Raw genomic sequence first — 18,596 nt, 5'->3', positions numbered from 1 at the left:
CACCCCTACTGAAAATGCTCAATTATTTTTCAATACTTTGTTCTTTAACACATGACGAAATATGCTCATTACCTTCCCAAGGTGAAAGAAAGTCAAAATTACGCATTTCTTGCCGTAAAATAATAGGCTCATAAATAACTCGTTTGGTTTCATTATCATAACGACATTCAACAAATCCTGTTACAGGAAAATCTTTGCGCAAAGGATGCCCTTCAAAGCCATAATCTGTTAAAATACGTCGCAAATCCGGATGTCCTGAAAATAAAATACCATACATATCATAAGCTTCACGCTCATACCATTCTGCTCCAGGATAAATCGAACAAGCAGAAGCAACAGCTACATTCTCATCAGTACGCACTTTAATACGTAAACGTAAATTATATCGTGGAGATAATAACTGATAAGACACATCAAAACGTTTTTCACGAGAAGGATAATCTACACCGCTGATATCGATAATACTAATAAATTGACAACGAGAATCATCGCGAACAAACATTAAAACATCAGTAATTGCATCAAGACGTGACACAATTGTCAATTCACCAAATGCAAAGATACTTTCTTCTATCTTATCTCCCAATTTATCTTTCAAATAGTTAGAAAGCTCAATTAATGTTTCACTCATTATTATAAAGCCCCTATCGCTCTATAGACCCAGTCCGACGGATTTTTTTCTGCAATAATAAGATACCATATAACAGTGCCTCTGCTGTAGGAGGACATCCTGGAATATAAATATCCACTGGAACAATACGATCACATCCACGCACAACCGAATAAGAATAATGATAATACCCCCCACCATTCGCGCAGGATCCCATAGAAATCACATAACGCGGCTCAGGCATCTGATCGTAAACTTTACGTAAAGCAGGTGCCATTTTATTTGTTAAAGTACCAGCAACTACCATCACATCTGATTGACGCGGTGAAGCGCGTGGCGCATAACCAAAACGCTCATTATCATAATGAGGCATTGAGCATTGCATCATCTCAACCGCACAACAAGCCAGACCAAAACTCATCCACATCAATGAGCCGGTGCGTGCCCAAGTGATTAAAGCATCTGCTGAAGTTACTAAAAACCCCTTATCTCCTAATTCAGTATTAATATCACTGAAAAACTTATCATTAGAATCTACCAACTTACCTGTATTTGGATCAATGATTCCTTTTGATTTTGGAGCAACAACCGTTGAATTATTAAATCTTAATTCCATTCAAGAGCCCCTTTTTTCCATTCATATATAAAACCAATCGTCAAGATCGCTAAGAACACAATCATCGACCAAAAACCAAATATACCTATTGAGGCAAATGAAACAGCCCAAGGAAAAAGAAAAGCAACCTCAAGATCGAAAATAATGAATAAAATTGAAACTAGATAAAATCGAACATCAAACTTCATTCGAGCATCATCAAATGAGTTAAATCCACATTCATAAGCCGATAATTTCTCAGGATCAGGAGCACGATAAGCCACCATATAAGGTATGATTAAAAGAACTCCAGCAATAATTACTGAAACAGTAATGAAAATCAATACCGGTAAATAAGAGCTCAATAAATGAATCATAATTCTTTTCCGCTTTAGTGAGGTTTTGAATTAGCCTAATCATCCAATGTTGTCTAGATAAAAATACAATAATCATCACGCTAATTTCGCTCGTACAGCTTAAAGAGCATACCGCGCAGTATCTAATCTCTTTGTTATAGGTATTGCAAAGAAAAGAAAGACGCAAGCCCTTATTCTCATAAAACTATATGAAAAAAGAAAAAACTAAATATCAGCTAAAAATTCTACAGAATGCGCTATAATTATTATCATCCACAAAGAGAAAAGCACAAGCTAAATAAATCAGGAAATCGAAATGGCGCGAGTGACGGGGCTCGAACCCGCGACCTCCGGCGTGACAGGCCAGCACTCTAACCAACTGAGCTACACCCGCGCACTTCTTTGAACCAATTAATATGGTATCAACGGTCGTGTAGGACGTTCATTCGTTTCTGTCAAGAAAAATGAAACATTTTTTAAAAAAAATTAAATAAACAATAAAAACTCACCTAATTCCAGAAAAACATTAATAAATAATATTTTTTATTCTTGCCTTTAATTTTTTTTTTCCTTAATAGGGTGCTTATCCAATTGTAAACTATTACATTGGGCGATTAGCTCAGCTGGTAGAGCGCCTCGTTTACACCGAGGATGTCGGGAGTTCGAGTCTCTCATCGCCCACCAGATGTTTTTACTGTAAATATAACATACTGATTTCATTGATTCTTTTCAAAGATACAGAATAGTGAAATAAAGGTTAGGGAATAGAATTTACACTCTCTTTTGTACGCGTTAAAAATCAAAACTTATTTTCAAATAGATTTATAGTGCCTTTATTAAGCAATGTAGAGGTTTGAAAAAGTCGTTGTCCCTATAATTATAATAAAGAGTAGCAAACTATTCATCACTTCAGTCTACACAAACCACTTGCTCTACCACCTACTCATATTGACGCAAATCGGCTACAAGCATAATTTGCGCTTTTTTTGTAATAACCATGCCTTCAACAATCATCGGCTTACCGGCTTTTCTGTATGACCATATCCTATGGTCCAAACGCCGGAAGCATCTTGATAAGCATGAAGCTGTAAAGCTGCCCACTTCTTTAAATAGTTAAGACAATTTTCAGTGATTTTTCGTGCCATCGTTTAATTCCATTTTATAGCTAAACCTTGATTAATACGGCGCCATCCCTACCATTTTATTTGATGAAGATGTTATATCTTTTCCAAGAAAATAATCACCACCATAAACACTATCATTACCTTTAACAGTACGACCACTCCACATGCTAAGGCCACTATTACCGACTTGACGACCGTTTTCTTTATATTATCATCCTTACACAAACCTTTTTGATAAAGTTTATTTGAGCCTCCACTCATAATAGATTGAATAACTTTTGTGGTGCTGCCTGTAAGGTCACTATGAGCTTTTTGAACTTTTCCAATACTGACCAAACTCTTTCCAAAAAACTTTTTTCTTTGTTCTTAAGTGTGCACAACCAGCACCAAAACTACTTTTGCCGTCAATGCCATCATCCCAAGCTCATGCCTCAAGCTCTGTCTCATCAGTGACACCTTCTGGCCAAGGAATATCGGCGTTTTCTGTCATAAAAATTTTAATCGGTTTGCTCTTTCCATTACAATGACAGTTTCCATTGCTGTTATTGTTACTGATATTAAAATAAGCTTATAGTTTAAGAAAATTAGCGACAGCAAAATTTGCACACTCAGATGCGATAGTATCATAATTCAAAGTAATTTTTAGCTGGACAGATGATACCATGGCAGCTCTTTATACAAAGAATGCTGATCGCAAAAGTTAGCCATCAAAATGATAAAAAAGCTCAAAAGTAATGTATAGGACAAAAAAATGTAATAAAATATTGATTTTATTATCATTTTATTTCTTTTAGTACCATCCAACAGCAATCTGTGCTTCTTCTGACATACATTCAGGCGTCCACGGAGGATCAAATGTCATAATTACTTCAACACTTAAAACGCCTTCAACTGCACTTACAGCATTTTCCACCCAACCTGGCATCTCACCTGCAACAGGACACCCAGGAGCTGTAAGTGTCATTTCAATTTTTACCGAACGATCATCTTCAATATCAATCCGATAAATCAATCCTAATTCATAAATATCAGCAGGTATTTCTGGATCGTAGACTGTTTTAAGAGCAGCAATAATATCGCTCGTCAAACGATTAATTTCAGATTCTGGGATTGCTAATAAACAAGACTCTTCCTTTTCACTCTCTGTACTAACAGGCTTAGCCGAATGGCACTTGTCAATTAACCTAACCATTAAAAAATATCCTTGCTTTTTCTAACGCTTCAACCAATTGATCAATATCTTCACGATTACTATACATTGCTAATGATGCACGACAGATAGATGTTAAACCAAGATGTTGTAATAAAGGCTGTGCACAATGTGTTCCCGCACGTATAGCAACTCCTTGTCGATCAACAAACATAGCAACATCATGTGCATGAATACCTTCAAGTTCAAAAGATATAATAGTACCTTTGTTAAAGGCGCGTCCGTAGATATTTAATGACTGAACTGCTTCAAGTCTTTCATGAGCATAATTTAAAAGTGCCATTTCATGCGTATAAATTGCATCTCTATCCTTTTCTTGTATATAATCGATAGCTGCTGCTAACCCAATAGCTTCAACTATAGGAGGAGTACCAGCTTCAAAACGGTATGGAGGAACATTATAAGAAACCTTATCAAGTGTCACTTCTTCAATCATTTGCCCTCCCCCCTGAAAAGGACGCATTTCCTCTAGGCGATATTTTTTTCCATAAAGAACACCAATGCCTGTAGGACCATAAATCTTATGACCAGTGAAAACATACCAATCACAATCAAGATCTTGCATATCAATTGTTAAATGTACAGCTCCTTGAGAACCATCAACAAGAACAGGAATAGCATTTTGATGTGCTAATTTAACTATTTCTCTGATAGGAGACACACTCCCCAATATATTTGACATATGTGTAATAGCAACAAGACGAGTTCTATTACTTAAAGCGTTTTGAAAATCTTCAATATGTAAAACACCATCCTCATCAACTGGCACAAAAACAAGTTTTACACCTTTTTGTTCACGAATAAAATGCCAAGGAATAATATTTGAATGATGCTCCATAATAGTGAGAATAATTTCATCACCTTCATTTAATTTAGACATCCCCCAACCATAAGCTATAGTGTTAATAGCTTCTGTTGCACTTTTCGTAAAGATAATTTCTTCAACTATTTGAGCGTTTAAAAATGCACGAACTGTTTCACGAGCATCTTCATAAAATTGTGTTGCTGTATTTGATAAATAATGCATTCCTCGATGTACGTTAGCATAATGATATCGATAAAAATTATCCATAACATTAAGAACTGATAGTGGCTTTTGAGCAGAAGCTGCACTATCAAGATAAGCTAACCGCTTACCGTAAATATTACTCTGCAAAATAGGAAAATCACACCGAATTTCTTCTACATTATAATTTAATGTTTTTTCTACATTATAATTCAATGTTTTTATGTTATTTTCCATTTTTCTACCTTAAACGTTCTTTTCTAACCATTTACTAATGATATTACTCAAAATAGCGTGAATATTATCTTGCTTGATGTCATCAATTAATTCTGAGATAAATCCTTTTACCAAAAGTTCACAGGCAGTTTTAAAAGAGATACCACGCGCCATTAGATAAAAAAGATGATCATGATTAAGTTTAGCAACTGTTGCACCGTGAGCGCAAGTAACATTATCAGCAAAAATTTCTAGTTCAGGTTTTACATCAAATTCTGCATCATCAGAAAGAATAAGGCTATTGCAGGCCATACGAGCGTCTGTTTCTTGTGCTTTTTTTGCTACACGTATTACTCCTTGAAAAACACCATGCGCCTTATCTGTAACAACATTACGTACAATTTCTCTTGAAACTGATTTTTCTTCAATATGACGAACAGTCATTGTAAGATCATTATGCGTTTTTTCAGACAATAAATTTATTGCTCGCAATTGAAAATTAGACTTTTTTCCCAACAACTCAATATCAATTTCTTGACGATTAAGTTGGCCACTTATATTAATCACATAAAGTGTTAATTCAGCATTTTCAGCAAGCACAGCACGAAATTGGCCAAATTGTGTAGTATTGAATCCCCTATCACAGATAAGAATCCATGTTACATTGCTATTAGCAGCAAGATTTAATGAAAATACTGAACTAACAAAAGTATCTTTATCATTGCCGATTTGACGTTCAATAATGACAGCTTGACTATTTTTTCCAACTTTGATGCTTGAAAAAGTATGTGACTGCCCTCCCATTTGAATATTTTGTAATTCAATTGGTATATCCAATCTAATATTGTCAGCAATCTGGAAAATCCAACCATCGGTAACGAAGGCTGTATTTAATTGCCCAATAAAATTTTCATCAGCAACAGTTAAATTTATTTTAGTGCTATTTTTATCCAACGCCGTTGCAAGATGCTCTACTTCAACACCTGCTATTTTATTTGACGTAAGCGCTTTACCATTTTTAATAGAAAAAACAATATTTTCCGGAAGTAATGCATTAATCTGCTGTTCGTCAATAAGTTCTGAAAAATTACTTACAGATTTTAATAAAACACGTAAATTAGTATAATGCCAATACTCCATTTTGCGTGAAGGAAGACGTGTTTTTTGAAATAGCTCAATAGCTTTCTTACGTACAGCTTGCATTGTTTCATTACCAGGCAAATCATCAATGCGTTGATCAAAATTATTAATAATATCTGCTTCAACTGCTATTAATTCTGATTGTGAGTTTGTTCTCATATTTAATAACCTCAAGCAGTTTTATTTATAATATCAGCATACCCATTTTGTTCCAAATATAGTGCTAAAGATTTATCTCCACTCTTAATAATATGACCTTTATGAAGAACATGTACTGTGTCAGGAGTAATATAATCAAGTAAACGTTGATAATGAGTAATAACTAAAAATGAACGTTCCGGACTACGAAGTTTATTAACACCATCTGCAACAATTTTTAATGCATCAATATCTAAGCCAGAATCTGTTTCATCTAAAATGCAAAGCTTAGGCTCAAGTAGAGCCATTTGAAGAATTTCAGCACGCTTTTTTTCCCCACCTGAAAAACCAACATTCAATGAACGTTTAAGCATAGCCATATCTATTTCAAGTTCAGAAGAAATATCTTTAATACGTTGAATAAATTCAGAAATTTTAAGTTCTTTCTCACCTCGAGCTTTGCGTTGAGAATTCATTGCAACTTTTAAAAATTCCATTGTTGCAACACCAGGTATTTCCATTGGATATTGAAATGCTAAAAAAATACCACGTACTGCACGCTCCGTTGGACTCATTTTTAAAATGGATTGCCCATTATAAAGAATATCGCCTTCTGTTACTTCATAATCATCACGCCCAGAAAGTAAGTAAGACAAAGTAGATTTTCCTGCTCCATTTTGCCCCATAATAGCAGCTACTTCACCATCTTGAATGGTTAAATTTAAACCACAAATGATTTCAGTATTAGTTTCAGAAATACGGGCGTGCAAATTTTTGATTTCTAACATAATTCAATCCTGTTATTGCTGTATTTGCTTAAATAAGCAATTAGCCTACACTACCTTCAAGGCTAATACCGATCAGTTTCTGAGCTTCAACAGCAAATTCCATTGGTAATTTTTGAATAACTTCTTTTACGAATCCATTAATGATTAATGCAATTGCCTCTTCTTCAGAAATCCCTCGTTGCATAACATAAAAAAGTTGATCATCAGAGATCTTTGACGTTGTTGCCTCATGTTCAAACTGAGCTGTCGCATTTTTTGCCTCAATATAGGGTACTGTGTGAGCACCGCAATCACTGCCAATCAGCAAACTGTCACATTGAGTAAAATTACGTGCATTCTTCGCTTTTCTGTGTGCAGTCACTTGTCCACGATAAGTATTACTTGAAAAACCAGCAGAAATTCCCTTGGAAATAATACGACTTGATGTATTTTCTCCTAAATGGATCATTTTTGTACCGGAATCAATTTGTTGATAACCATTTGCAACAGCAATAGAATAAAATTCCCCACGTGAATTATTACCTCGTAATAAACAAGATGGATATTTCCAAGTAATCGCAGAACCAGTCTCAATTTGAGTCCATGAAATTTTAGAATTATCTCCTCTACAATCCCCACGTTTAGTTACAAAATTATAAATTCCTCCCTTTCCCTTTTTATCTCCAGGATACCAATTTTGTACCGTCGAATATTTAATTTCTGCATTTTTTAGAGAAATAAGCTCGACAACCGCAGCATGTAATTGATTTTCGTCACGCTGAGGCGCAGTACACCCTTCCAAATAAGAAACATACGAATCTTCATCTGCAATAATTAGTGTGCGCTCAAATTGTCCTGTATTGCGTTCGTTAATCCTGAAATAGGTTGAAAGTTCCATAGGACAACGCACTCCTTTAGGAATATAAACAAATGAACCATCTGTAAAAACAGCTGCATTTAAGGCAGCATAATAATTATCACCAGCTGGCACAACTGCCCCTAAATATTCCCGAATAAAAGCAGGATGCTCGATAATAGCTTCTGAAATAGAACAGAAAATGATACCAGCGCGTGCTAATTCTTCTTTAAATGTTGTCACAACTGAAACAGAATCGAAGACAGCATCAACAGCCACTTTTCCTGATGCATACATATTATCATCGAGTGCAGAAAGATTCTCCTGTTTTGTTACTCCTGCCAAAATTTCTTGCTCTTTTAAGGGAATACCAAGCTTTTCATAAGTTGCTAATAATTCAGGGTCAACTTCATTTAAAGATTTTGGCCCTGTATGATTTTTAGGAGCAGCATAATAATAAAGTTCTTGAAAATTGATTTTTGGATGTTCAATTCGTGCCCAACGTGGTTCTTCCATTTTAGACCACCGGCGAAAAGCTTGTAAGCGCCATGTCAACATCCACTCAGGTTCACATTTTTTAGCGGAAATGAATCGAATAATATCTTCATTTAAGCCTTTTGGAGCCTTATCCGTTTCAATATTTGTTTCAAAACCATATTTATATTGATCAACGTCTATTTCACGTACTTGGCGTATTGTTTCTTGCACTGCCGGCATTGACTTTCTCCATTTTTGCCGGCGTCAAGAACCGGTAATCAAAGATAAATACTTATTTCTTCACAAAATTAAAACACGCAGTTTTATATGGCAAAATGGGAGAACTCTATCAAGCTTAATCTTAACTTTTAAGAATAGCGCTCAATTTTTAAATGACTAACTTTATTTTTGTTACCTATAATTTGAGAAAAAATCAATAAAAAATCATCAATATCTTTAGAAGTTGTACAACGTCCTGTTGAAACACGGATTGCACCATTCAATATATGATATCCCATTGCTTTCAAAACTCTACTTTGTTTCACTTTTCCTGAAGAGCAAGCAGAACCCGCTGATACAGAAAATCCTGCTAAATCAAAACTAATTTGCATCGTTTCAGCTTTTATATCTTGCACAGTAAAATAAGTAGTATTTGGCAAACGTTGAACACCTTTGCCAAAAATTGTAACATCATGACTAATTTTTTGTAAACCATCTTCTAATCTATTACGTAAATAAATTAATTGTTTTATTTCTTCTTCAGTAAAACAATCAGCCATTGCAGCTCCGAAAGAAGCAATAAGTGGTAAAGCTTCTGTTCCTCCACGTAGTCCTTTTTCTTGTCCACCAGCAATAATAAGAGGGTGAGGAGTAAGAAGATTGCTACATGAAACAAATGCACCAACTCCTTTAGGGCCTCCAATTTTATGGGCCGATAGTATAAAGAAATCACCCCCGAAATGATTAATATCAATGAGATGTTTATCTACATACTGGACTAAATCAACAATGAGAGTACCTCTAGCTTCCCGAACAATAGCAGCTATTTCTTGAATATTTTGAATAACACCAGTTTCACCATTTGCAGCTTGAATAGCGATAAGGGGTAAACCTTTTGCATTATCATGCGCCATTAATAAAGATTTTAACTTATCCTGCTGGATCAAACCATGCTGATCAACATCAATTATACTAATCAATTCTTTAGAAAAACGCCCCCCTTCTGCAATAGATGGATGCTCACTCGCACCAATATAAAGGTGAGAAAATTGCACTTCAGAACGTCCCATATGATAAAAAGGTGTTAATAGAGTCATTGCTGCTTCACTGGCACCAGATGTAAATACGACATTATCCGGATTTGCCTTAAGTCTATCAGCAATTTGTCTACGGGATTTCTGTAAAAGCGCTTTAGCAGCACGCCCTTCTGTATGCACAGATGATGGATTACCAAATATCTCTAAGGATTCTAATAATGCCGTTCGCGCCATTTTTGTGAGTGGTGTCGTTGCATTATGATCAAGATATCGGCGTTTTACAGCCATTTTAAATCCTAATTATCTATCCTACAAATTGATTAAAAAAATAATGCAATTTTCTTGAAAAACGCCTTCAAAAAAGGATATCTAGTGATTAATTAAAGAAAATAACAGATTCTATTGTAAAATTTGACCAAGGTCAATGAAAACATTCACAGCTTTTAAGGAGCATTTAATGCCAGAAATCATTTTTAATGGTCCCGCAGGTCGTCTTGAAGGACGTTATCAACCTTCTCAACAAAAAAATGCGCCAATTGCGATTGTTCTGCATCCTCACCCTCAATTCGGTGGAACAATGAACAACAAAATTGTTTATGATTTATTTTATATGTTTCAACAACGTGGTTTTACTACACTGCGTTTCAATTTTCGTGGTATTGGTCGAAGTCAAGGGGAATTTGATTATGGTATAGGAGAACTTTCAGATACTGCCGCTGCCCTTGATTGGATGCAAACACAGCATCCTAATTCTAAAAATTGTTGGGTAGCTGGTTATTCATTTGGTGCTTGGATTGGAATGCAACTTCTCATGCGCAGACCTGAAATTGAAAGCTTCATATCTGTTGCTCCACAACCGAATATCTACGATTTCTCATTTCTTGCTCCTTGTCCTTCATCTGGCTTAATAATTCATGGTGATATCGACAAAGTTGCACCTTCAAAAGATGTTCAGAATCTTGTCGATAAACTAAAAATGCAAAAGGGTATTACTATTACACAAGAAATACTAAAAGGAGCTAACCACTTTTTCAGCGGACATAATGAAGAGCTTATTGAGCGATGTGCACAATATTTAGATAGACATATTGCAAATGACTTATCAACTCCTCCTTCACATAAAAAACCTGCACTTTTAAAATAATAAAATAAAGCTGCTTTAATTTTGAAACATTAATAAATAGAAAGAGCACTTATTATCTAAATAATTAAAAGCGGAATTCTTAGAAGAAATAATAAATTTGGGCATTAGTTATCCTATCCTTGATAGTTTTAATATATCGAAGGTATTCATAACAAATTATAACAAATAGATTATTTCTTTAATATCTCGAACGCCTTTAAACAATAATTAAGGAATAGGATGACGAGCAAGAAAATCGATAACACCTTTTTTATAAACTTTATCTCCAACAGCAAGCATATGATCACGACCAGGAATTTGTAATGCCTCACCGTGTGGCAACAAAGCTGCTAATGGTTCAGCTTCGCCACTAATTTCATCCAATGAACCAACTGCAACGAGTGCAGGCTGCTTAATTTTACAAACTTCATCCTCTGTCAATTCCTGTTTCGACGTCATGATACAAGCAGCAAGAGCACGTCTATCGCTCTTAGTTTGTTCTGCAAATTTACGAAACATTAAACCACGCTGATTGGTAATTGTTGAAATATCTTTTTCTAAAAGAGCCTGAGCAACAGGCTCCCAATCACCTGCCCCCGTTACCATACCAATTCCTAAACCACCAAAAATAACACTATGTACATATGTCGGATATAAAAGAGCCATAAATGCGCTAATTCGAGCTCCCATAGAATATCCCATCACATGAGCCTTGGATAACCCTAAATGTTGAAGCAATTTAACCGCATCACCCGCCATAGCTTGAGGTGTATAAAATAAAGGATCATAAATCTTATCCGAATCACCATGACCACGATTATCAAAAGCAATAACACGATAGCCTGCCTCAATAAGGGTACGAAACCAACCTGTTGCATACCAATTCATATGCGCAGAAGATCCAAAACCATGAATCAATAAAATAGGAGTACCCTGTCCTTCTTCACGGTAAGCAAAACGCAAACCATCGTGTTCAAAAAAACGAATTTCTTCTGCTGTCATGATTTACTCCTTTCACATTTCTCATAAATAATAGGATGCATCACACATTGTCCTTGCTGTATCTTTTTATCAATAACCTCACCAGCATTAAGCTCAATAGCAAAAGCTGCAGGTACTTTTGACGAAATTATATTTTTTGAAAATGGAAGAGTATTTTCAATAATTGAAACAATAACTCCCTTAGAATTTAAAAAAATTATATCTAAGGGTAGAGGTGTATGAGCCATCCACATAAACATTTTTTCTTTATCTTCTGGCATACTACCAAGAAAATTCTTGAATAACATAGCACGATTACGAGGAAAATGAGTACGATACATCAAACCAGCACTTGCTTGAGTTTCCGAAAATGCAATCTCTACCTCATAAAAAATCGCATTCTGTTTTGTATTAATTCTTAAAAAAGCTGAATCAACAGGAATCTCTATAGGCTTTCCTGCTATAACCGTACTCGAAATATTGGCCACCAAAAACAGAATAATTTGTTTTTTCTTTAAAAATTTCAAAATTCTTATCCTGCATTATTATTATTTTTTTTAAAGATAAATCACGCAGCTTAAAAAACAGAGACGACACTTTTTGCCTTAGTAATATTAGAAATTTAATTTGTAATAAATGGAAGTGCTATATCAGGATAAATTTCTGCTGTCATCAAACCCTTTTTTCCCTTGCCAAAACGCACAAGAACAATCTGACCAGAACGAAGTTCCGCTAAACCAAAACGACGCAATGTCTCCATATGAATGAAAATATCTTCTGTTCCCTGCCCCCGGCTAAGGAAACCAAATCCTTTTTCGCGATTGAACCACTTAACAATTGCACGTTCTAAACCACTTTCAGGAGTTACTACAACATGTGTACGTGCTGGAATTTCTGAGGGATGAGTAGCTGATGAGCAATCAATAGACTTAACTTGGATACATTTTAGTCCTCTCTCCGTTTGTTTTACAACACAAATAACTTTAGCTCCTTCTAAAGCTGTTTGAAAACCATCTCGCCGCATCACTGTCACATGCAATAATATATCAGGAAGACCTGGAAAATCAGGAATAATAAACCCATACCCCTTGCTGCCATCAAACCATTTAATGACACCACTAATTTCAATAATTTCACCACAAATACCGAGATCATCTTCAGATGAAGAATAATCTTTTAATGTATCCTTACTTGTCATAACCAAACGCGATCCTGTAGGTTTGAATTCTACAAATTGATTCTTCTGCGTAAGTAGACATCGTAGTTACACCAACAAGCAAGACCTAAGATAAGATTTCCCCATGTTGTCGTATCTACCTCGTAATGCCAGCTCATAAATCATAAATTTCATCCAAGAAAGTTTATACACATCATGCATATAATAATTTTAAAGACTTTCTGTATACACTCCATACACACTGATCAACTTTATTAAGACGTATAACTTGCATGATAATAAAGTTCAAGATAATGTACGGAATTTATAATAAAAAATTATAAATGAAAATAAGGAAAAGTATTCAATGCAATTGAGAAAAATCCTTACAATAGCTTTTATAATAAGCGCATTTCTAACAAGCGCCTCTGCGGAAGATCCTATTAAGATTGGTGTTTATCTTCCATTAACTGGACAAAATGCGTTTGGAGGAAAACTCGAACTTGAGGGTATACAATTAGCACATAAAAAAACTCCAGAAATACTAGGACGCAAAGTTGAACTGATTGTTGTTGATAATAAATCTGATAAAGTAGAAGCAGTCAATGCTGTAGCACGTTTAACCGCTAATGACAAAGTTAATGGAATCATTGGAACCTATGGTTCTTCTCTATCATTAGCGGGTGGAGAAGTATCTGAAAAAGCAAAAACACCTACTATCGCAACCTCATCAACAAATCCATTGGTTACACAAGGCAAAAAGTATTATTTTCGTGCATGTTTCACTGACTCTTATCAAGGTATAGGTGCTGCGACTTATGCAATCAAAACTTTACATGCCAAAAAAGCGGCTATCTTAAAAGATATATCTAACGACTATGCAATTGGTCTTGCACGTTATTTTATCAGTTCATTCAAAAAGTTAGGTGGTGAAGTTATTTCAAATTTAAATTATAACTCTGGAGACCAAGATTTCTCAGCTATTCTTATACAAATCATAGCACAAAAACCTGATATCTTATTCATCCCATCTTATTTTTCTGAAGGCGCCATAATTATAAAGCAAGCACGTGAATTAGGAGCAAAATTTCGCATTATGGGTGGGGATGCTATGGACAATCCAGAAACTATTGCAATTGCAGGACGAGCTGCAGAAGGATTTTTGCATACAACACTTCCTTACAATGAAGCTATGCCAAACATGTCAAAAGCTGCACAAGAATTTACAAATAAATGGAAAACCATTTATCCCAATAAACAACCAAATATCAATGCAGTTTTGGGGTACACCGCATATATGATGTTTATGCAAGCTATTGAAAATGCTGGCAGTGCTGATCGTGATCAAATTACAGCTGAACTGAGCAAATTAAACGATTTTCAAACCCCTTTTGGAGCTATATCCATAGATGAAAATCATAACCCTCAAGTTTCTATTGGTGTAATTGAAATAAAAAATGGAAAACGTATTTATTTACATGAAATACAGTCTACTGACTTAAAAAAAACAATTCAAAATAATAAGTTGCTCAATTAAAAGTACAAAATTGGTTAATGTATTTCGAGACTAGACCATTTAGAACAATCATATTTCATATTAATACATAAAAGGAACAAGAGATGAGCACTGAAATGTTCATTCAATATTTCTTTAATGCGCTAGCATTAGGATCACTTTATGGGCTCATTGCAATTGGTTATACCATGGTTTATGGTGTTTTAAGGTTAATTAATTTTGCTCATGGTGACCTCTTGATGTTGGGAGCATATTTTTTTTCCTTTTCCACAATTAGTTTTATGCCTACATGGACTGCTATTTTACTTATATTGTTCGCAGTCTTCATTTATTATTCGATCTTTATTGGATTTCAAAACAAACAAAAAAATTATTGGATTTCTGTCTTTTTTATTCTTGTTTCAGGGCTTATTTATTACTCACAAATTGCTCCACAAGATTTTAAGCCCATTTGGATTCTAGCCATTCTTTTTTCCATTTTTATTACGGGCGCAGTAGGAATTTTTGTTGACCAGTTAGCCTATAAGCCTTTGCGTAATGCCCCGCGTATTTCGGTTCTTATCAGCGCAATTGGCATTTCCTTTCTTATTGAAAACCTTGCAATCATGTTTTTTAGCAGCGTTCCAAAAGCTGTAAAACAACCAGATTTTCTTGTAACACCAATCTTATGGTCTTTCGGACAAGATGCCAAGAGTATCATTCGAATTGCTCCCATGTTTCTCATCGTTCCTATTATTTCATTTATTCTTATTATTATTTTATTATGGATCATCAATAAAACAAAGCCTGGTCTTGCTATGCGTGCAATATCATATGATATTGAAACAACTCGTTTAATGGGTGTTTCCGTTAATAAGATTATTGCATTTACATTTTGTATAGGCTCTGCATTAGGTGCCGTAGCAGGCATTATGTGGTCTTTACGTTATCCTCAAATTCATCCTTATATGGGTTTGCTTCCTGGATTAAAAGCTTTCATCGCAGCCGTTATTGGAGGTATAGGCTCAATTTCAGGAGCAATGCTTGGAGGCCTACTATTAGGATTTATTGAAATTATGGTCGTTGCCTTCTCTCCAACTTTATCTGGATATAGAGATGCTTTTGCTTTTATCCTATTGATTCTTATCTTATTAATAATGCCAAATGGTTTAATGGGTAAGAAAAATCAGGAGAAAATTTAATGGTAAAATCATTAAACATTTTTCTATCACTTGTTAGCATTATAATTTTTATTAGTTTTTTATTTTATGCTGATAACCATTTTAATGACTACACATTACGCATTATTAATCTTATCGCCATCAATGCAATATTAGCAATTTCACTCAATTTGATTTACGGGTTTACGGGCATGTTTTCTTTGGGACATGCTGGTTTTATGGCTATTGGTGCTTATGTATGCGCAATTTTTCTTCTCTCTCCTGAACAAAAAGAGATGATGTGGATTTTAGAACCGATAGCTGAACCCTTAAAAAATTTGCAATTATCGTTTTTCGTTGCTGTTATTATAGGCGGTCTGTCTGCTGCAATTATAGGTTTGCTAATTGCTTTCCCTGTTTTACGCCTTGGTGGTGATTATCTTGGAATTGCAACATTGGGCTTTGCAGAAATTATTCGTGTTCTCATTATCAATGCTATACCTTTAACGAATGGTTCATTAGGAATCAAAGGAATACCTCAATATGCTACATTATGGTGGAATTTTGGTTGGTTAGCATTTACAATAATTTTTATTACTCTTTTATTACAAAGCAATACAGGTAATGTGTTACGCGCTATTCGTGATGATGAAATCGCTGCGAAAATGATGGGAGTAAATACTTTTTTCTATCGCTGTTTTTCCTTTACGGTTGGTGCATTTTTTGCAGGCATTGGTGGTGCATTAACCGCTGCTCTTATTTCAACCATCGACCCCAAAATGTTCAATTTTACCTTAACTTTTAATATTTTAATGATTGTTGTGGCTGGTGGTCTTGGTTCTATTACAGGCAGCGTTATAAGCAGCATTATTATTACAATAATGCTTGAATGGCTTCGCATTGTTGAAAATCCATTAAACCTAGGCTTTATATACATTCCGGGAGTACCAGGTCTACGAATGGTTATTTTTTCACTTATATTGCTAGCAATTATCTTATACTGGCAAAAAGGATTATTAGGTCAACGTGAATTTTCATGGAATTGGATTTACAATCTTTTAATGAGAAGAAATCTCTTCAAAAACGAGAAAAAATCATGAATGATACGATCCTTTCGCTCAATAATCTTACAATGCATTTCGGTGGATTAATTGCTGTAAACAACGTTAATATGGCTATTAAACGAGGAACAATTACTGGGCTAATTGGTCCAAATGGTGCTGGAAAAACAACTATTTTTAATATGATTTCTGGTTTTTACGCACCAACAAATGGAACAATTCTTTTAGATAATAAAAAAATTTGTGGCCTTCCACCTTATACTGTCTGCAAACTCCACATTGCACGAACATTTCAGAATATTCGTCTTTTTTCAGGATTAACAGTCTTACAAAACATCATGGTAGGCGCTCATATTCGACAAAAACAACCATGGTTTACTGCAGCGTTATTATTACCAAGCGCACTTAAAGAGCAAAGACAAATTCATAAAAATGCAATGGAGCTTCTTAAGAGACTTCAGCTTGATCATCTCGCTAATCAAAAAGCAACCACCCTACCCTACGGAGCACAACGACGTTTAGAAATTGCTCGAGCTTTAGCAACAAAACCAAAACTGCTTCTTCTTGATGAACCTGCAGCAGGTATGAATCCACAAGAAAGTGATGAATTAAGACAATTTATAGAAAAAATCAAAAAAGAATTTGATCTTACAATCCTTCTGATTGAACATGACATGAAAATTGTTATGAAACTTTGCCAATATATTTGTGTATTAGAATATGGCCGTTGTATCGCTAATGGCACACCTAATGAAGTGCGCAATAATCCTAGAGTTATTAAAGCTTATCTCGGTGGAGATATATATGAATATTCTTGAAATAAAAAATCTTCATGTCCATTATGGTGCGATTAAAGCTGTTCAAGGCCTTTCTATGTCTATAAAAGAAGGAAGCATAGTTACTCTAATTGGAGCGAATGGGGCAGGAAAAAGTAGCACTATAAACTCTATTGTAGGTCTCAATCGATCGATTCATGGAGAAATTATATATAAAGGTAAATCCATCATTGAAAAACAGCCGGAAGAAATTTTGCGATTAGGTATTGCATTAACTCCTGAAGGAAGACGTATTATACCTCACTTTACTGTTTTAGAGAATCTTCAACTAGGAGCTTATATCTGTAATGATAAAACTGTTATTGCTCGCAATATCGAATGGATATTTGATTTATTTCCACGATTGCGTGAAAGATCTCAGCAGTTGAGCGGTACAATGTCAGGTGGCGAGCAGCAAATGTTAGCTGTAGGTCGCACCCTTATGAGTAATCCTGATATAGTTATATTAGATGAGCCATCTCTTGGTTTAGCACCTCTTCTTGTACGTGAAATCTTTTCGATTATTAAAAAAATTAATAATATGGGAAAAACTGTTCTTCTTATTGAACAAAATGCATCTGCAGCACTTTCCATTGCTAATTATGCTTATATTTTAGAAGTAGGAAAAATATTATTTCACGATGAAGGAAAAGCTTTGCTTTCCGATCCACGCGTCAAAGAAGCATATCTTGGAAATTAAAAAAATTACAGTACTTATATCCCTATTATTTAACTCTAATGATTATGCAATTAATTAAAAGCTACTTCTTGTCCATAAATCATTAGAAATATGTTTTCAAAATGAATAAGTTTCATGTATTGAATTAGCTTTCTATTTATTTTTTGCATTACTTAAATCAATGTAATTTCATTATCATCATTAAGACGTGATAATTATATTGATTAGATGCATTAATATAGATAAAAAATAGAATTAAATAATATAAATACTCTATATCTTGAATATCACAGCTAATCTATCAGAAATTTTTGCTAAAATAATTTTCCCTGTTAAATATACATTCTGAGCCGCAGAAAAAATATAATACATTAT

The 18,596-nt window shown here is 34.7% G+C and carries 18 protein-coding genes, 2 tRNA genes and 1 pseudogene; 7 read left to right on the top strand and 14 right to left on the bottom strand.

The window, feature by feature from the left end; genetic code table 11:
* Positions 1–22: 22 nt before the first annotated feature.
* The 4 genes from ACJTDF_RS03055 to ACJTDF_RS03040 form a co-directional block, all read right to left on the bottom strand.
* Positions 23–631 (bottom strand): NADH-quinone oxidoreductase subunit C, encoded by a 609-nt coding sequence (locus ACJTDF_RS03055; protein WP_407966088.1) that lies wholly within the window; start codon positions 629–631, stop codon positions 23–25.
* A gap of 13 nt (positions 632–644) precedes the next feature.
* Positions 645–1,226, bottom strand: a complete 582-nt coding sequence (locus ACJTDF_RS03050) for a NuoB/complex I 20 kDa subunit family protein (protein WP_407966087.1) — start codon at positions 1,224–1,226, stop codon at positions 645–647.
* A complete protein-coding gene (locus tag ACJTDF_RS03045) occupies positions 1,217–1,582 on the bottom strand; it encodes an NADH-quinone oxidoreductase subunit A (protein WP_407966086.1) in 366 nt (121 codons plus the stop codon). Before ACJTDF_RS03045 ends, ACJTDF_RS03050 begins: the two co-directional genes overlap by 10 nt.
* Before the next feature lie 296 nt (positions 1,583–1,878).
* Positions 1,879–1,955, bottom strand: a tRNA-Asp gene (locus ACJTDF_RS03040).
* 214 nt (positions 1,956–2,169) lie between these two features.
* Here ACJTDF_RS03040 and ACJTDF_RS03035 point away from each other — a divergent pair.
* A tRNA-Val gene (locus tag ACJTDF_RS03035) sits at positions 2,170–2,245 on the top strand.
* A 258-nt stretch (positions 2,246–2,503) separates the two neighbouring features.
* Here the strand turns inward: ACJTDF_RS03035 and ACJTDF_RS03030 are convergent.
* From ACJTDF_RS03030 to ACJTDF_RS03000, 7 genes and pseudogenes are all read right to left on the bottom strand, one after another.
* Positions 2,504–2,706, bottom strand: a pseudogene (locus ACJTDF_RS03030) (lysozyme); the annotation flags it as partial.
* A gap of 769 nt (positions 2,707–3,475) precedes the next feature.
* On the bottom strand, positions 3,476–3,877 hold the full coding sequence (locus ACJTDF_RS03025; RefSeq protein WP_407966085.1) for an SUF system Fe-S cluster assembly protein: 402 nt from the start codon (positions 3,875–3,877) through the stop codon (positions 3,476–3,478).
* Entirely contained in the window at positions 3,870–5,138 is a 1,269-nt protein-coding gene (locus tag ACJTDF_RS03020) for a cysteine desulfurase (protein WP_407966084.1), read from the bottom strand. Before ACJTDF_RS03020 ends, ACJTDF_RS03025 begins: the two co-directional genes overlap by 8 nt.
* Before the next feature lie 9 nt (positions 5,139–5,147).
* Positions 5,148–6,416 carry a Fe-S cluster assembly protein SufD gene (sufD, locus tag ACJTDF_RS03015; RefSeq protein ID WP_407966083.1) on the bottom strand — a complete coding sequence of 423 codons (1,269 nt, stop codon included), beginning with the start codon at positions 6,414–6,416 and terminating at the stop codon, positions 5,148–5,150.
* Positions 6,417–6,427: 11 nt separating this feature from the next.
* Positions 6,428–7,183 carry a Fe-S cluster assembly ATPase SufC gene (sufC, locus tag ACJTDF_RS03010; RefSeq protein WP_407966082.1) on the bottom strand — a complete coding sequence of 252 codons (756 nt, stop codon included), beginning with the start codon at positions 7,181–7,183 and terminating at the stop codon, positions 6,428–6,430.
* Between the two features lie 40 nt (positions 7,184–7,223).
* Complete coding sequence (sufB, locus tag ACJTDF_RS03005; RefSeq protein WP_407966081.1) at positions 7,224–8,735, bottom strand: Fe-S cluster assembly protein SufB; 1,512 nt, start codon at positions 8,733–8,735, stop codon at positions 7,224–7,226.
* A 128-nt stretch (positions 8,736–8,863) separates the two neighbouring features.
* Positions 8,864–10,039, bottom strand: coding sequence for a cysteine desulfurase family protein (locus tag ACJTDF_RS03000; RefSeq protein ID WP_407966080.1), 1,176 nt, complete (start codon positions 10,037–10,039; stop codon positions 8,864–8,866).
* Between the two features lie 169 nt (positions 10,040–10,208).
* Here ACJTDF_RS03000 and ACJTDF_RS02995 point away from each other — a divergent pair, with 169 nt between their 5' ends.
* A complete protein-coding gene (locus tag ACJTDF_RS02995) occupies positions 10,209–10,895 on the top strand; it encodes an alpha/beta hydrolase (RefSeq protein WP_407966079.1) in 687 nt (228 codons plus the stop codon).
* A gap of 207 nt (positions 10,896–11,102) precedes the next feature.
* Here ACJTDF_RS02995 and ACJTDF_RS02990 read toward each other — a convergent pair whose 3' ends face one another.
* The 3 genes from ACJTDF_RS02990 to ACJTDF_RS02980 all read right to left on the bottom strand — a co-directional run bounded on the left by ACJTDF_RS02990 (position 11,103) and on the right by ACJTDF_RS02980 (position 13,053).
* Complete coding sequence (locus ACJTDF_RS02990; protein ID WP_407966078.1) at positions 11,103–11,876, bottom strand: alpha/beta fold hydrolase; 774 nt, start codon at positions 11,874–11,876, stop codon at positions 11,103–11,105.
* Entirely contained in the window at positions 11,873–12,385 is a 513-nt protein-coding gene (locus ACJTDF_RS02985; RefSeq protein ID WP_407966208.1) for a DUF192 domain-containing protein, read from the bottom strand. Before ACJTDF_RS02985 ends, ACJTDF_RS02990 begins: the two co-directional genes overlap by 4 nt.
* A gap of 92 nt (positions 12,386–12,477) precedes the next feature.
* Entirely contained in the window at positions 12,478–13,053 is a 576-nt protein-coding gene (locus ACJTDF_RS02980; protein ID WP_407966077.1) for a cold-shock protein, read from the bottom strand.
* Positions 13,054–13,378: 325 nt separating this feature from the next.
* On the opposite strand from ACJTDF_RS02980, the gene ACJTDF_RS02975 reads away from it, so the two are divergent.
* From ACJTDF_RS02975 to ACJTDF_RS02955, 5 genes are all read left to right on the top strand, one after another.
* Complete coding sequence (locus ACJTDF_RS02975) at positions 13,379–14,548, top strand: ABC transporter substrate-binding protein (RefSeq protein WP_407966076.1); 1,170 nt, start codon at positions 13,379–13,381, stop codon at positions 14,546–14,548.
* 83 nt (positions 14,549–14,631) lie between these two features.
* On the top strand, positions 14,632–15,708 hold the full coding sequence (locus tag ACJTDF_RS02970) for a branched-chain amino acid ABC transporter permease (RefSeq protein ID WP_407966075.1): 1,077 nt from the start codon (positions 14,632–14,634) through the stop codon (positions 15,706–15,708).
* Positions 15,708–16,766, top strand: coding sequence for a branched-chain amino acid ABC transporter permease (locus tag ACJTDF_RS02965; RefSeq protein ID WP_407966074.1), 1,059 nt, complete (start codon positions 15,708–15,710; stop codon positions 16,764–16,766). The genes ACJTDF_RS02970 and ACJTDF_RS02965 overlap by 1 nt, the downstream gene beginning before the upstream one ends.
* Positions 16,763–17,545 (top strand): ABC transporter ATP-binding protein, encoded by a 783-nt coding sequence (locus ACJTDF_RS02960; protein WP_407966073.1) that lies wholly within the window; start codon positions 16,763–16,765, stop codon positions 17,543–17,545. The genes ACJTDF_RS02965 and ACJTDF_RS02960 overlap by 4 nt, the downstream gene beginning before the upstream one ends.
* Complete coding sequence (locus ACJTDF_RS02955) at positions 17,532–18,242, top strand: ABC transporter ATP-binding protein (RefSeq protein ID WP_407966072.1); 711 nt, start codon at positions 17,532–17,534, stop codon at positions 18,240–18,242. The genes ACJTDF_RS02960 and ACJTDF_RS02955 overlap by 14 nt, the downstream gene beginning before the upstream one ends.
* Positions 18,243–18,596 lie beyond the last annotated feature (354 nt).

It is taken from the genome of Bartonella bennetti, from assembly GCF_045945445.1.
GTDB lineage: Bacteria > Pseudomonadota > Alphaproteobacteria > Rhizobiales > Rhizobiaceae > Bartonella.
This window is presented reverse-complemented; position numbering and strand designations above follow the sequence as displayed.

Excerpts from the sequence above, each read along its gene's own strand:
- ACJTDF_RS03055 (WP_407966088.1), bottom strand. The coding sequence starts at position 631 with ATGAGTGAAACATTAATTGAGCTTTCTAACTATTTGAAAGATAAATTG.
- ACJTDF_RS03050 (WP_407966087.1), bottom strand. The coding sequence starts at position 1,226 with ATGGAATTAAGATTTAATAATTCAACGGTTGTTGCTCCAAAATCAAAA.
- ACJTDF_RS03045 (WP_407966086.1), bottom strand. The coding sequence starts at position 1,582 with ATGATTCATTTATTGAGCTCTTATTTACCGGTATTGATTTTCATTACT.
- ACJTDF_RS03025 (WP_407966085.1), bottom strand. The coding sequence starts at position 3,877 with ATGGTTAGGTTAATTGACAAGTGCCATTCGGCTAAGCCTGTTAGTACA.
- ACJTDF_RS03020 (WP_407966084.1), bottom strand. The coding sequence starts at position 5,138 with ATGGAAAATAACATAAAAACATTGAATTATAATGTAGAAAAAACATTA.
- sufD (WP_407966083.1), bottom strand. The coding sequence starts at position 6,416 with ATGAGAACAAACTCACAATCAGAATTAATAGCAGTTGAAGCAGATATT.
- sufC (WP_407966082.1), bottom strand. The coding sequence starts at position 7,183 with ATGTTAGAAATCAAAAATTTGCACGCCCGTATTTCTGAAACTAATACT.
- sufB (WP_407966081.1), bottom strand. The coding sequence starts at position 8,735 with ATGCCGGCAGTGCAAGAAACAATACGCCAAGTACGTGAAATAGACGTT.
- ACJTDF_RS03000 (WP_407966080.1), bottom strand. The coding sequence starts at position 10,039 with ATGGCTGTAAAACGCCGATATCTTGATCATAATGCAACGACACCACTC.
- ACJTDF_RS02995 (WP_407966079.1), top strand. The coding sequence starts at position 10,209 with ATGCCAGAAATCATTTTTAATGGTCCCGCAGGTCGTCTTGAAGGACGT.
- ACJTDF_RS02990 (WP_407966078.1), bottom strand. The coding sequence starts at position 11,876 with ATGACAGCAGAAGAAATTCGTTTTTTTGAACACGATGGTTTGCGTTTT.
- ACJTDF_RS02980 (WP_407966077.1), bottom strand. The coding sequence starts at position 13,053 with ATGACAAGTAAGGATACATTAAAAGATTATTCTTCATCTGAAGATGAT.
- ACJTDF_RS02975 (WP_407966076.1), top strand. The coding sequence starts at position 13,379 with ATGCAATTGAGAAAAATCCTTACAATAGCTTTTATAATAAGCGCATTT.
- ACJTDF_RS02970 (WP_407966075.1), top strand. The coding sequence starts at position 14,632 with ATGAGCACTGAAATGTTCATTCAATATTTCTTTAATGCGCTAGCATTA.
- ACJTDF_RS02965 (WP_407966074.1), top strand. The coding sequence starts at position 15,708 with ATGGTAAAATCATTAAACATTTTTCTATCACTTGTTAGCATTATAATT.
- ACJTDF_RS02960 (WP_407966073.1), top strand. The coding sequence starts at position 16,763 with ATGAATGATACGATCCTTTCGCTCAATAATCTTACAATGCATTTCGGT.
- ACJTDF_RS02955 (WP_407966072.1), top strand. The coding sequence starts at position 17,532 with ATGAATATTCTTGAAATAAAAAATCTTCATGTCCATTATGGTGCGATT.